12 protein-coding genes and 1 pseudogene are annotated in these 13,119 nt (G+C 46.8%); 4 read left to right on the forward strand and 9 right to left on the reverse strand.

Annotated elements, in window-relative coordinates; translation table 11 throughout:
- The 4 genes and pseudogenes from ABGY95_RS01160 to ABGY95_RS01175 all read right to left on the reverse strand — a co-directional run.
- On the reverse strand, window positions 1–698 hold a 698-nt coding region (locus ABGY95_RS01160; protein ID WP_347439843.1), incomplete at its 3' end, for an alpha/beta fold hydrolase.
- A gap of 12 nt (window positions 699–710) precedes the next feature.
- Window positions 711–1,610 (reverse strand): annotated as a pseudogene (locus ABGY95_RS01165) (NAD(P)-dependent oxidoreductase); the annotation flags it as partial.
- A 39-nt stretch (window positions 1,611–1,649) separates the two neighbouring features.
- Window positions 1,650–1,940: a hypothetical protein gene (locus ABGY95_RS01170; RefSeq protein ID WP_347439844.1), complete on the reverse strand. Its 291-nt coding sequence runs from the start codon at window positions 1,938–1,940 to the stop codon at window positions 1,650–1,652.
- 448 nt (window positions 1,941–2,388) lie between these two features.
- Window positions 2,389–3,435, reverse strand: coding sequence for a tRNA-dihydrouridine synthase family protein (locus ABGY95_RS01175; RefSeq protein ID WP_347439845.1), 1,047 nt, complete (start codon window positions 3,433–3,435; stop codon window positions 2,389–2,391).
- Window positions 3,436–3,655: 220 nt separating this feature from the next.
- Between ABGY95_RS01175 and msrB the strand changes: the two genes are divergently transcribed.
- The gene (msrB, locus tag ABGY95_RS01180) at window positions 3,656–4,102 is read left to right on the forward strand and encodes a peptide-methionine (R)-S-oxide reductase MsrB (RefSeq protein ID WP_347439854.1); all 447 of its coding nucleotides are present in this window, start codon (window positions 3,656–3,658) and stop codon (window positions 4,100–4,102) included.
- A 64-nt stretch (window positions 4,103–4,166) separates the two neighbouring features.
- Here msrB and ribD read toward each other — a convergent pair whose 3' ends face one another.
- A complete protein-coding gene (gene ribD, locus ABGY95_RS01185) occupies window positions 4,167–5,261 on the reverse strand; it encodes a bifunctional diaminohydroxyphosphoribosylaminopyrimidine deaminase/5-amino-6-(5-phosphoribosylamino)uracil reductase RibD (protein ID WP_347439846.1) in 1,095 nt (364 codons plus the stop codon).
- A 408-nt stretch (window positions 5,262–5,669) separates the two neighbouring features.
- Here ribD and ABGY95_RS01190 point away from each other — a divergent pair, with 408 nt between their 5' ends.
- Both ABGY95_RS01190 and ABGY95_RS01195 read left to right on the forward strand, forming a co-directional pair.
- Window positions 5,670–6,269 (forward strand): hypothetical protein, encoded by a 600-nt coding sequence (locus ABGY95_RS01190; RefSeq protein ID WP_347439847.1) that lies wholly within the window; start codon window positions 5,670–5,672, stop codon window positions 6,267–6,269.
- Between the two features lie 104 nt (window positions 6,270–6,373).
- On the forward strand, window positions 6,374–7,747 hold the full coding sequence (locus ABGY95_RS01195; protein WP_347439848.1) for an FAD-linked oxidase C-terminal domain-containing protein: 1,374 nt from the start codon (window positions 6,374–6,376) through the stop codon (window positions 7,745–7,747).
- 138 nt (window positions 7,748–7,885) lie between these two features.
- Here ABGY95_RS01195 and ABGY95_RS01200 read toward each other — a convergent pair whose 3' ends face one another.
- Together ABGY95_RS01200 and ABGY95_RS01205 are read right to left on the reverse strand one after the other, a co-directional pair.
- Window positions 7,886–9,382, reverse strand: coding sequence for a trypsin-like peptidase domain-containing protein (locus ABGY95_RS01200; protein WP_347439849.1), 1,497 nt, complete (start codon window positions 9,380–9,382; stop codon window positions 7,886–7,888).
- A 50-nt stretch (window positions 9,383–9,432) separates the two neighbouring features.
- On the reverse strand, window positions 9,433–11,241 hold the full coding sequence (locus ABGY95_RS01205) for a hypothetical protein (RefSeq protein WP_347439850.1): 1,809 nt from the start codon (window positions 11,239–11,241) through the stop codon (window positions 9,433–9,435).
- Window positions 11,242–11,292: 51 nt separating this feature from the next.
- On the opposite strand from ABGY95_RS01205, the gene ABGY95_RS01210 reads away from it, so the two are divergent.
- On the forward strand, window positions 11,293–11,748 hold the full coding sequence (locus ABGY95_RS01210; RefSeq protein WP_347439851.1) for a thioesterase family protein: 456 nt from the start codon (window positions 11,293–11,295) through the stop codon (window positions 11,746–11,748).
- 107 nt (window positions 11,749–11,855) lie between these two features.
- On the opposite strand, the gene ABGY95_RS01215 is transcribed toward ABGY95_RS01210, so the two are convergent.
- Together ABGY95_RS01215 and ABGY95_RS01220 are read right to left on the reverse strand one after the other, a co-directional pair.
- Window positions 11,856–12,296: a DUF1499 domain-containing protein gene (locus ABGY95_RS01215; protein WP_347439852.1), complete on the reverse strand. Its 441-nt coding sequence runs from the start codon at window positions 12,294–12,296 to the stop codon at window positions 11,856–11,858.
- A partial coding sequence (locus ABGY95_RS01220; protein WP_347439853.1) for an FAD-dependent oxidoreductase occupies window positions 12,289–13,119 on the reverse strand: 831 nt, incomplete at its 5' end. The genes ABGY95_RS01220 and ABGY95_RS01215, both read right to left, overlap by 8 nt.

Raw genomic sequence — 13,119 nt, forward strand, 5'->3', positions numbered from 1 at the left:
AGCCACTGATCACTCTCTTCAGCCAGAGAGTCATAGAAGCCTTCGAAGCAATGGTCGGCACCTTCGAGTACGACGTGTTTCTTCTTACCACGGAGGGTGAGGAAAAGGTCTTCACTGTCCTTGGGTAGGACGACATCATCCTTATCACCATGGAGCATGAGCCATGGGCTACGGATATCGCGTGCTGCGGTGAGCGTGTTGCCTATGTCGTGCAGGTCATCGACAAATGTTTGGCTCACTGGGTTGGTCTCATCTTCCCACATACAACCTTCACCTGGCACTTGATCGCCAAATTCCGTTTCGCAAAATGTCTTGGTGTGAACCATGCCAGCGAGCGATACAAGGACGCTGAGTCGGTCATCTTTAGCGGCTGCTAGAGCTCCCACAGCCCCCCCCATCGAGTGGCCTATGTAGGCTACTTTTTTGCTGCCTTTCACTTGGTCTAACACCGCGTGGAGATCATCGACCTCTTTGTTGATACACATGTCCTCAAACTTACCTTCCGAGGCACCACAGCCTGAGTAGGAAATGCGCAGGCACGGCCATCCGGCTGCTACAAGGCGGTTGGTCACTTCCACAATGAGCTCGCGATCCTTATCGCCTGTCACTCCGTGGGCCACTACCACAAGCACGTCGTCACGCTCTGTTGGATGGAATGCGTGGTCGATCACCTCGCCGTGTTTATTATGAACTTTCATACGTTAATTTGTTTACGAGCGTCCTTTGAAAGTGAGCTCTGAGATGCCAGATTTATCCAAATCCCCCAGCCCAAGATCAATCATTTTTTTGTACTGCGCTTCAGTCGCTTGTGAAACCGGCACGGCAATTCCTGCTGACTTTGCGAGATCGTTGGCAATCCCGCTATCCTTCGCTGCGTGAACAGACGAGAAGTAGCATTCGTGGTCACGGATCTGCATGTCTTCCGCATCGGTCTCTAACACTCGTGAGTTAGCACCAGTTTGTGAGAAAATCTCGCGCACCATTCCGAGATCGAGTCCCAGCGCATCGGCAATACCCAAACCTTCTGCTAGAGCTGCGGTGTTGATATTCATCACCATATTTACCAGCGCCTTTACTTTGGCAGCCGAGCCGATATCGCCAGTGTGACGGAGTGCAACGGAGAGAACATCAAGCAATTCCTTGTTCTCTTGGTACACTGCATCTGAGCCGCCCACCATGAGGTAGAGCGTGCCGTTGCGTGCTTGGTCGATACTCGAAGCCATTGCAGCCTCCAGCGTCTTGGCTCCCACCACAGCTGCGGCGTCCGCAACCTCTTGGTGCACCTCTGGGCTCAGAGTTGCGCAGTTGATGAAGGTCGTTCCTTCGGCATTGGTTAGAAGCGTGTCACCTTGGGGTTTGAAAATGTCGCGCATCGCATTGTCATCGCTCACCACGGTAATCACCACATCAGCAGCGGCCGTGACTGAAGGTAAATCACTTGCGCACTGAGCACCAATATCTTGTGCTAGTTCTTCCGCAACTTGTGTGAAGATGTCGTAAACGACAGCCACATTGTAGCCTGAATCGTTGAGGTGACGCGCCATGTTAGCGCCCATTCTGCCAGCTCCGACTAGTCCGATTGTTGGTTTCATAATTTTTTTAAATGGAGTTTCTGGAAGCGTCCAGAAGCGCTGTTAGTTTTTAGATTATTACTTGATGCATTTTGGGTGGAAGCCCAACCAATCATCAAGGTTGTTGAGGTTCACTGCGTCGAGGATTGGGCCGTCGTCTTCGATGCCATTGGCTTCGAGAATTTCCTTGCGCACATCCTCGCTGTGATTATAGCCGAGTACACTCGCATTGAAAGCTTCGAGAGCGGCTTGATCTAGTTGGCCTCGCCTTTGCTCAAGAACCCATGCCTCAAGCTGCGGATAGGTTGGCTTGCTCTGCATGAAGGCAGTGAATACGTCGTTCTTTAGACCGAATGCATCGAGCAGCATCTGTTCGTAACCACCACCGATTCCTAGGTACTCCGGGTGGAGGAGGCCTGCGATTTCAAGTGAAACTTTCTACCAAAAGCGTGGTAGGTGAGGAATGCCGAGTGGCTCTGTTGCGTCTGAACTGATTAGTGGGATGATATTGCTCATAGTATGTTTTATTTCCTGTATTTTTAAATTTAGATAATTAGGTAGTGCGCCGGTGTGGCAGGGTAAACGTGAAGTCTTGGTTTGATCTCTTTCTTAAGAAAAGGTAATCGATCCTTGGTGTTGAAGACCAGGTGAATAACAACTTTCGACAAACTTTGTGACATAGGGCGGTGGTCTTATTTCACCTGTTAGAATGTCACTAGTTTAAAGGAAATATGAATGATCTTGGCCTTCAGCCAAGGAGGGTCATGACTATGACCTAGGGTTTGGGCTTTGGCGAAAGGAACACGAAAGGTGAAAACTATTGTTTAGAGTCTTCTAGTAACTTACTAAACCCTGAGTAGAGTTTGGATTCCACGGGCGGTGTGTCGGGGAGTTTTCGGTCATCTAACATGAACTCGTCACAGGCGCCGAAGAAGTCGGCTTCGGTTCTCACGCGACGGATTTGGTATTCGAATTCGGCATCGATGCCTTGGGAAATGTAGGCCATGTACTTCTTCATGCGGTTGACGTGGCTGGCTTCGACGTAGGATTTTCTTTTCTCATTTTCAGCGACGGCGTGGTAGAGCGCAGTGACATAGCCATGGAGATCCTTACGGGTCGGTGTCACGATCGGTCGGCCTTCGTAGCTGTCTTTGAGCTGTTGGAAGAGCCAGGGGCTGCGGATAGCACCACGTCCGACCATCAACCCTGCGGCTCCAGTTTGGGCGTGGTAGGCTTTGCCAGTTGCGACATTGACCACATTGCCATTAGCGATCACTGTGCACTTCATAAGCTCCACAGCCTGCTTTACTAGATCAGCGTGGACTGGTGTGCGGTATTGCTCGCGCACGGTGCGACCATGAATGGTGAGGGCATCGATCTCGTGCTTTTGGAAGACTGAGAGAATAGCGTCAAACTCCTCATGGGTTTCAAACCCCACACGGGTTTTCACAGTGAACTTCCCGTCAACGCACTCGCGCAAAGCACCGAGGATAGAATCAACGTGGTCTAGTAATCGGAGCAAACCACCACCCGCATTTTTCTTGTACACCGTGGGAGCTGGGCAACCAAGATTGAGATCAATTCCTGCCACAGGGTACTCCATCAATTGCCTAGCTGAGCGAGTCAGAGCTTTGATGTCCTCACCAATCATTTGCGCGAAGACAGGCTTTCCTGTTTGATTCTGAGTGATCGAACGAAGAATTTTTTTATCCAAACTCGAGTCTCTATGGACGCGAAAATACTCAGTGACGTAATAATCTGGGCCACCATAACCGTCGACCACTCCCATAAATGCTAGGTCAGTGATGTCCTGCATTGGTGCGAGAACGAGTACGGGGCGGTGGTCTGGAATGAGTTTCTGCATCGGGCGCTCCCAGCATGTACCAGATAAGGCAATGGAATCAAGCGGCACCTGCCACACTGAACTAGACAAAAAATGTTCAAATATTAAAATTTATGTAGTATCAGAATAAATAGCCTAGGTGAAACATCCTATTCCTATGACTATAAAACTCCTCGTCATGATCGCAGTAACGGCCATGACTGTCACCGCCTGCCAATCCGAACCGAAAAATGCTAAACCAATGGAAACCAGCAACGACAAACCAGTAACACCCACCGAGAAGGTAGAAAAAACTGACGCCGAATGGAAAGCCCAACTCACTCCTGAGCAATACCGAGTCGCCAGAAAATCGGGTACTGAAGCTCCAAATGGCAAGGTCTACAAGCAATTTAAAGCACAGGGAGCAGGAACGTATTTCTGTATTGGCTGCGGAGCTGAACTCTTTAGCTCCAAAGAAAAATTTGATTCCCGCTGCGGGTGGCCCTCCTTTTATGATCCAGCGAAAGCTAAAAACGTGACCACCAAAGCCGACTACTCGGCCGGTAGTGTCCGCACTGAAGTTAATTGTGCAAAATGCGATGCCCACCTCGGCCACGTCTTTAAAGGAGAGGGATTCAACACTCCAACCGACAAGCGCTATTGTATCAACGGGATCGTGCTAAAGTTCGTTCCTGATAAGAAGAAGTAGTCTTTACTCTGGCCTCAAAGAGGAAACAGCCAATGGCATGGTGAAGCTTCACTTAACGTGACCTTTATCTCACCACCACTCCACTGATAAGGGTGTCTTGTCCGATCGAAGTGGATCGGACTTCTTTGAGTGTGAGGCTGCTTTTAAAATGGTTGCCTAGTCCAAATCCGAAGTCTTGTCCTCCTGTGATAATAGGTGCGTAGAAGAGTTGGTATTCATCGATCAGTTCAGCTTCGGCAAACTGGCGCATCAGATGGCCACCACATTCTAACAATACACTATTACAGCCTTTATCAGCTAAATCTCGTAGCACCTCCGCAAGTGGTTTATCCTGATAGATGAGCGTGCGATTTTTATATTCGTCGGTGAACAAATGGAAGTCCTGTGGCAAGGATTCACGCCCAGCATGAGTAAGAACGACCCGCCATGGTTGCTCCTTTTTCCCAACACTCTTTTCACTACGCAGTGTTAGTCGTGGGTTATCTCGACGGACTGTCTTCCCTCCAACAATGATGGCATCGACTTGAGCGCGCAGTTGATGAACAATCTCTCGGGACTCAGGGCTAGTGAGCCATTGCCCCTCACTAGGAGGTCGTGTGATGCGTCCATCTAGGCTCATGGCAGTCTTCGCTATCACCCAGGGTAGCCCACTGCTAATGCGCTTGGCAAAGGGGCGTAAGACCTTCTCGCATTGCTCACGTAGCACGCCAGCAGTCACTTCAACCCCCTGCTCACACAATAGACTGTCAGCTGCTCCAGCGTGTTCAGGATTCGGGTCAACTGCTCCGTAGACCACTCTGCTAATTCTATTTTCCAAAATGCCCGAGGTGCATGCCGGTGTTTTCCCTGTCGTAGAACAAGGCTCTAAAGTCACATAAATGGTGGCTCCGTGGAGAGCTTCACAGCCATGTTTAGAAACCACATCAGCAATCGCCTCACGCTCGGCATGCGGCAGGCCTGCTCGATGGTGGTACCCAGCACCTAATTCAATTTCACCTTTTACAACGACCGCTCCTACCGCAGGATTTGGGCTCGTGAGACCTCTCCCTTTCCATGCTTCTTCTAATGCTCTCAGCATCCATTTTTCATCTGAATTTGAAGGCTCCATTTGGCTGCTAGGTTCTGCTAGATTTTGGGCTATTTTGCTCTCATTATTCATGTGAATAAGTGTGGGTAAGTCTCAATTGTGTTGTGAGTAAGCTGTGAATTGGTAACAACTGTGAATAAGTTTTAGGTGCTTTGCTAGGAGTTTTATGAAACTATCCATACGACTAAAAAGTTATTCACAACGTTTCAACACCCACTTTACTCATGATTTTTATGGAGTTACAGCTGAACAAGAGAGTTATTCACACGCTTAAGAAGGAGAACATTTATCCCCTTTAAAAAAGATTATAATATACCGTGTGAACAAGTACACAGTGCAACGAGGTTCATTGCGTTGTGAAAAAGATAAAAAGAGAATCACTTTTTCTGTTTTAGCGAGAAGAGCTCTCTGCTCGTGTGAACGATGCTGACCAATAGAGTTGGTTAGCAAACACACCTAACCCAAAAATCGAAATTGTTTATGAAACTGCCCATGACCCCTGTCGTGATGGTCTTGGCATTGTCGTGCTCCACGCTCGTCGCCCAAGATTCCATTTCCAAAGCCCGCCAATCCCAAAACCAAAAAGTTGAAGCTTTTTACAAGCAAGCCGAGCAAGCTTACAAAGATGGAGATGTGAAGGGAGCTAAGTCTGCCCTGCGCAATGTGTTTGCCATAGATCGCAGTCACGGCCCAGCTTATGCTCTCGCACTGAAGCTAAAGGGCAATGGTAATGATTTTAAAATCAAAGCCCGTCAGAGGCAACTAGCGGCCGTTATTCTACCGATTGTAGATTTCGGTGAGATGCCCTTAAGCGATGCCTTGAGGTTTTTCAGTAAACTAGTTGAAGAAACGAGTAAGGATAAAGTCATCCCGAATTTTGTCATTCACGACAAAAACAATACTCTCAAAGATGTTCCTGTCACTTTGAAAATGAAGAATGTTCCAGCTAATGTGGTGCTGGAGTATTTGATGAACCTGAGTAATGCTACGGCTAAGTTCGACCAGTATGCGATCAGTATTAAGCCACGTGGGACGCGTAAAACCCCGACAAAGCCAATAGCTAAGGACGATGGTTTCTAGGGAAATCATCGAAGTTTAGAAATTTTACCTCAAACCACTCATGTTATTGCTCTGCAGACGTGAGTGGCTTTTGACTTTAAGGAAAGAATACCTATGCTGCGCGGGTGAGTAAAATTTACCAAGATTTATGCCAACTCCTACCGAGCGAGTTTGTTTCTGTTTCGCAGAGTGACTTCGAAGTGCACCGGATCGATAAGTGGCACGCAGCGGCCGATCCCGAGGTTGTTGTGTTTGCTCAGAGTACCGAGCAAGTAGCAGCAGTGATGCGCTACGCAAATGAGCACGAGGTTCCCGTATACACGCGTGGAGCAGGAGTAGGCTACGTTGGCGGCTGTGTTCCAGTGCAGGGCGGTATAGCCCTATCTGTGGCGCAAATGGATGAAATTCTCGAAGTGAATACGGGAGATGGTGTGGCAGTGGTGCAACCAGGTGTCATCACTGGCCATTTACAAGAAGCGGCTCGAACCAAAGGATGGTATTTTCCACCAGATCCAGCTTCGTTGAAAGAATGCTCGATAGGTGGAAACATAGCGACCAATGCTGGTGGACCACGTTGCCTAAAATACGGAGTGACTAAACAGTATGTGTTAGGGATGGAAGTGGTGACTGCAAATGGTGAAATTATGCGTGTCGGCGGTCGTTGTCATAAGAACAAAACGGGGTTTGATTTGACGACTTTGATGTGCGGTTCTGAAGGTATGTTAGGCGTCGTTACTGAAGCGACAGTACGTATTATTCCCCACCCTGAAACACGTGCAATGTTAGGTGCATCATTTGTTGATTTTACTAGGGCTGCAGCTGCGGTTCAAGCAATCCTTGATGCAGGTATTTTACCGAGTGCTTTAGAGATAACAGACGCCTTCACTTTGGCTGCTGCTAGAGACTACTTAGGGGAGGATAGTCTTCCTCCTGGTGATGCTTATTTGATGGTAGAGATTGATGGCCGTGTGAGTTCAGTTAAAAATGAGTTAGAAGGTCTGACAACGCTCTTGAACGAGCTTGGAGCACTCCGTATTAACGAAGCTGCTGACGAGGCCGCCTGTGAGGAAATTTGGCAGCTTAGAAGAGACTTCTCGTATTCACTAAAACACACTGGTCTGACTAAGCTGAATGAAGACATTGTGGTGCCGCGCAGTAAGTTAGTGGAGCTCGTCAATTTTGCTAGAGAACTACAAGAGGACACAGGTATCCCAGTGGCGTGTTTTGGTCATGCAGGGGACGGAAATATCCACACCAACTTGATGGTCGAAGACTACACAGATCCGTTGATAAAGAAGCGTGCTGATGCCGCGGTTGATAAGCTTTTCACGTGGGTGTTAGAGCATGATGGAGCGATCACTGGTGAGCATGGCGTAGGCTTAGCTAAAAAGCCGTGGATCAAACAAGCTCTGGGATCTGTAAGTTTTGCAATGCACCAACAAATCAAGCAAGCAATGGATCCCAAAGGGATTCTCAATCCAGGGAAATTCCTCGATTAAGAATTAGCCCTATCGCGACCACGCGATCTACTAGTACTTTTGATTTGAAGACTTTCGACACAGATAGGTGTCGAAGGTCGGAAAGTCGCTGGTTAGGCTCAAAAATTCTGGTGACTTTGATTTTTTTTTGGATAGAAATTAGAGCTCCAGTTTGGAGATAATGAGTGGCTTACTGAAAACTTTACCATTTCGGATCACATATATTTCAGTGTCTTTTTTGGCTGCTTCCATTCCAATAAGATCGTAAAATTCGTTAGGTTGGTTGATTCGATATTGATTCACTTGGTAGACGATGTCGTTAGGCTTGATGCTCCCTTCGGCGGCTGACTCTTCCATCACCCGAGTGACGCGAACACCAGAGATTCCTGAGCGTCTGTGCTGTGTTCCGAGATAGGTTACAGCCACTCCCATTGTACGAAGGATTTGCTCAGTTTCGCCAATTCTTGATACAGGAACTGTCGCAAGATCTTTGTTAAATTCTTCAAGTGTGACGGTGGTGACAACCTCTTGCTGGTTACGCCAAACTTTGAGTGTTACTGGTTTTCCAACTTCACTACGTTGGATAAATCCTATGAGCTGTTCAGGGTCACGAACAGCGCGTTTGTCGTAGCTAATGACTATGTCATTTTTTTTCAATCCAGCCTTGTCTGCTGGTGTGCGTGGGCCCACATCACTCAGTAAAGCTCCGTATTCTTTTTGATACGATAATTCCGAGCGTTTTGCGCTGACTAATGGGCTGAATGAAACCCCAAGAAAACCACGAATAGGACGACCTCGCTCGAGAATATCTATAAAGGTACGTTTGGTTATGTTAGAAGGGATGGAAAAACTAATTCCTTGGAAGCCTGGATTTTTCTCATCATTGGTAAAGATGCTTGAGTTGATCCCAATGATTTCCCCGTAAATGTTTACCAATGGGCCGCCAGAATAGCCAGGGTTGATCGCGGCAGAACTTTGGAGTAATGCGCCCTGCAAATCTGAGATAGAGCGTTCTCGAGCAGATATGACCCCTTGTGTGATCGATTTACCAATTCCAAAAGGGTTACCGAAGGCGAGCACGATATTACCTTCACGCACAGTATCAGAGTCACCAAAGCTGATCGCTTCGAATGGTCCTTCGCTCAGGATTTTGAGAACGGCTATATCGAGAGCTGAATCGGTGCCAATGATCGAAGCTTGAAGAGTTCTTCCGCTAGCTAGACGGACATCAATTTTCTCCATTCTAGCAACAACGTGGTAGTTGGTAAGGACGTGACCTTCGCGGCTAACAATCACTCCTGAACCCTGCCCTGTTGTTGCTTCTTTGAGGGTGGATATGCGGCCAAATCTATCTCGCACACGCTTGTTTGCGTGGCCGGCGGTATTGATACTCACGACTGAGGGCATGACAGCTGCTGAAATACGGGTGTATTCGTCATTGAGCTGGCTCAGGATAGTCACGTCCTTTTTAGTGAGTACGGGTTTATTTTCTAAGGTGACTGCATCGGGTGTGGTTTGCTGGAAATCGGGTCCAGAATTTTGGAGGAATACAAGTAGTCCCGGTTTGGTAGTAATTTGACGTAGTACTACGACGACTAAAAACGCACTGAGCAGTACGATAGTGATGACCAAAAATTTGCGATAACTATCTTTCATATAGATTTCGATAGAATGCAGGGTGGAAAATATTCGGCAAGCAGCGAATGCTATTCTTCTAGCTCTTTAAGTGGCACCCCGGTGAGTCTGGCTAGTTCGAATTGGACCTCATTGTTGAGAGATTTAAGCTCTCGTAGGCTACGTTTTGCTGTGTTAATGAAAAATGATGTATTTCTATCACCAATACTCTTTTTGGCTTTGCTGAAAGAGCGCAATGTGGCGCTGATCTTTCTGACCTTGTCGTAGATTATTTTATTTTCCTCTGATATGATAGGTTGGATAACCGCTAGTCGCTCGGATATTTTAGTACTTTGATCCATTGCATCCTCTTCATCTATGCTAGAACCATTTATCCTGAGTTTCATATCTATTGGCATAAGAAGATGTTTCATATCGATAGCAAAAAATTTACTGTCTAAAGTAGAAGGTTTCTTACGAGATCCATACTCGAGGAGAATCTTAGCTGAAAGATGGTTTGGCATGCTTACTAGGATTCTCTCTAGCTTTTCCCTGACGTATTTATTTTCGGTCATTGAGCGCAGAGATTTTCGCTCAATGGCACTTTTTATTTCTGCGAAAAGAGCGGTGGCTTCTGCATAATCTTCATGATCTTCAGTACTCGTTAGTTTACGTGATTGGCTTAGATTCTTAACCTCTATCACTTCATTTTGAATGAAAAAATCTGGGTAACCTAAGGCAATAAGTTGGAGTAAATATTCTTCACTCCCCTGCCCCACGAGAATACGAGTGTCATGCGCTTCTTTAGTGAGTATACTAAGAGTTCTCCAGAACATTTTATTACGCTGGAACTTAGCCTCATTATCAATGGCGGAAACGACAAGTAAGTTATTCTTCAATGAGGTACCCAGTAATGCTGAGTCAAAAGCGATAGTAAGGGCGCTGCATGTAAGATCTTTGTCACTGTTATGACTGTAAGCATCACTTAATTGGAAATTAAACTGAGCCGGAGGAATGTTTTGCCATTGAGAATGAAGAGGTTCAAGTACTTGCCAGGTGAAGTAACTTAAATAGTCGCTATGATGGAAGGGCTTTGAGTGGAATTTGGATGTTTGGCCTTCTACAACGGGTAGAGGGGTGATGTTTATCGCCATTTTTTTGAGACCAGTAGAATAGACATGTCTGCTATATTCACCCACAATTTTGTAGCTTGTGATGGGTGCTTTTACGATCAAATCTGTAATCTTCCATTTAGTCACAGAAGTTGTTTTTTTTACCTCAAGTATGTGTGGTGTTTTATCAACTTTTGGTGTTGGTAAAGACTGCACTTCTGAGTGCGTGGCTTGGTCATTATTGGCTAGAACTGGGACTGCTATTTTTTTAAATTTGTCATAATCAGCGATTGAGTCTTTCCAGAGGTTCTTTGGGGCAGAATATAGAGAAAGTGAAGATTTTTCTGGTGCTATGGGAGCTAGAGCATCTTTGGTGAGTTGAGCCAGAAGTTTACCTTCTGCGGTGGACTTATCGGCTACTAGGTATTCTAAAATATCAAGCAGACGCCTTCGTTGATGTTCAGCATCTTTTATGTTTGATTTATTTGAAACTCCTCCCTTTAGCTTCAAATTAGCCATGGTGATGTGGGTGAGTGATTGATCGAATTGGCTAGCCAGAGCGATGAGTTTGGCACTGGCTTGGAGTTTCTTAGCATCGTTTGTACTCGCTTGTTGTTCGGCTAGCTGTGCCATGTAGCTAGCCATCCACCGCATCGTGTTTGCGTCGAGTGGCACTTGGTCCACTTTCACTAAGATTTTACCGTCAAGGTTGGGCTCAAGATAACTTGCGGCATAGGTGGTGCAAGCACACAGAGTGACTATGGAGAGGGTGAGAAGGAACGGTTTCATTGATACATATGGCAGTCTATCAATTTAATACGTACTCTATCAAGCACAGTTATGGCTTGTCCTCAAATTCTTCTGGCTCTAGAAGTGGGTATGCCGGAATTGATGCCAGTTTACGAGACTGAGGAGGAAGTGATGTTTTTTGATACGGATATTGGTGGGGTCGTTCACAACATTGCGTATCTCAGAATGATTGAAACCTGCCGTACCAAGTTGGCTACCGAGAAGATGGGAATGGATCTGAAATCAATGGCTGACACTGGCCTTTATCCAGTGGTCGTACGTACCGAAATCGACTACAAATCCCCGGCAACCTTGGGCCATAAATTGACTATCAAAGGAAAACTGGAATGCCTAGAGAAGGTTAAGTTTTGGGTTTCTTTTGAAGTCTATGCTGAAGGTGTCGAGCGTTGTCTCATTACTTGTCGCCAAGCATTGGCAATGGTGCAAATGCCTACAGGTCGCCCACAACGACTCCCTAAGGAGTGGCGTGAAATGTGGGGAGAATGAAGCAAATTTTTTGCGGTTAATAGTTTACAGGTAAGCAGCCAATAGGCTTGACCTGGCCTATAGACGTCAGTTTGATTTTTTAATTCTTTGTGAGTGCTGACCAATGACTATTCAACCAGTCTTTTTAAAGACTCAACTCTCTTGGCGTTACTTCCCATGTCTGCGTAGCCTACTCTGCTAGCTGAGCGGAGGTGGATACATTTAGCTTCTCTATCGTATCGAGCTTCGAAGTCCTCTTCGAACCCCAATAGAGGAGTGCGGAAGACAGCATGAATATAGTCTTGCTCAGTTACAATGAATCGGCCTGATAGGCTCTCTACGGCGTCCTTTAGGTTTTCCCATTTGCTTAGCTGGTCTGCTGCTAATGACGCGATGTTAGCCGTCTCACCTTCGCTACAAACGCTATTAGGTGACAGGTTGTTAGGAGCCAGTTTACCTGCGACGATCCCATGTGCAGCGGAGCGGTTGTGGGACCATACTGCGAGCATTTTTAGCGACAGGACTCCCCCACCTACTAAGACCACAACTGGCTCAACCCAACTAAGCATCTTGTTCACGTTTCTTTTTATCGAGCCATATGGAGAGCAATGCCACATCTGCAGGAGTGATACCTGTGATGCGTCCTGCTTGGCCTAGTGTTTGTGGGCGGATGGAAGAGAAATTCTGAGAGGCCTCCTTTTTGAGTCCGCTGACCTCGGAATAGTCTAGGTCGTTGGGGATCTTCTTGTGTTCCATTTTGGACAGGCGTTCGACTTGCTTATGCTGTCGAGCGATGTGGCCTTCGTACTTGAAATCAGTTTCGGCAATTGACCAGATAGCATCAGGGAATTTATCTCGCATCTCTTGAGGAAGATCTCCCCAGGAATTCTCCGCACGACGAAACCACTTATCTAATCGGGTGGACTGGTGGGTTGTCTGGCGAATGAACTCAGAAAGCTCAGCAATAGTCGCCATCTTTTCTTTTGTGTAGGTCTTACGCTCTTTACTCACTAGCCCCCTCTCGGCAGCTTTCGGTGTGAGCCGTATGTCAGAGTTGTCTTGGCGTAGGAGTAATCGGTATTCAGCTCGGCTCGTGAACATTCTATAGGGCTCATTGCACCCTTTCGTTACTAAGTCATCAATCATGACTCCGATGTAGGATTCATTACGTCCTAAGATGTAAGGATCTTCACTTCGCACCTTGAAGGCGGCGTTCGTTCCTGCCATGAGCCCCTGTGCTGCGGCTTCTTCGTAGCCAGAAGTACCATTGATTTGACCTGCGAAATAGAGGTTCTCGACGCGCTTCGTCTCGAGTGTTGGAAGCAGCTGTGTTGGTGGACAGTAATCGTATTCTACCGCATATCCTGGACGGATAATTTCTGCTTTTTCCAT

Origin of the sequence: Rubritalea sp. (assembly GCF_039830215.1) — a bacterium.
Lineage (GTDB): Bacteria > Verrucomicrobiota > Verrucomicrobiia > Verrucomicrobiales > Akkermansiaceae > Rubritalea.

Coding starts and splice junctions, on each gene's coding strand:
- msrB (WP_347439854.1), top strand. CDS start 3,656: ATGGAAACCAGCAACGACAAACCAGTAACACCCACCGAGAAGGTAGAA.
- ABGY95_RS01205 (WP_347439850.1), bottom strand. CDS start 11,241: ATGAAACCGTTCCTTCTCACCCTCTCCATAGTCACTCTGTGTGCTTGC.
- ABGY95_RS01190 (WP_347439847.1), top strand. CDS start 5,670: ATGAAACTGCCCATGACCCCTGTCGTGATGGTCTTGGCATTGTCGTGC.
- ribD (WP_347439846.1), bottom strand. CDS start 5,261: ATGAATAATGAGAGCAAAATAGCCCAAAATCTAGCAGAACCTAGCAGC.
- ABGY95_RS01210 (WP_347439851.1), top strand. CDS start 11,293: ATGGCTTGTCCTCAAATTCTTCTGGCTCTAGAAGTGGGTATGCCGGAA.
- ABGY95_RS01215 (WP_347439852.1), bottom strand. CDS start 12,296: ATGCTTAGTTGGGTTGAGCCAGTTGTGGTCTTAGTAGGTGGGGGAGTC.
- ABGY95_RS01200 (WP_347439849.1), bottom strand. CDS start 9,382: ATGAAAGATAGTTATCGCAAATTTTTGGTCATCACTATCGTACTGCTC.
- ABGY95_RS01175 (WP_347439845.1), bottom strand. CDS start 3,435: ATGCAGAAACTCATTCCAGACCACCGCCCCGTACTCGTTCTCGCACCA.
- ABGY95_RS01170 (WP_347439844.1), bottom strand. CDS start 1,940: ATGCTGCTCGATGCATTCGGTCTAAAGAACGACGTATTCACTGCCTTC.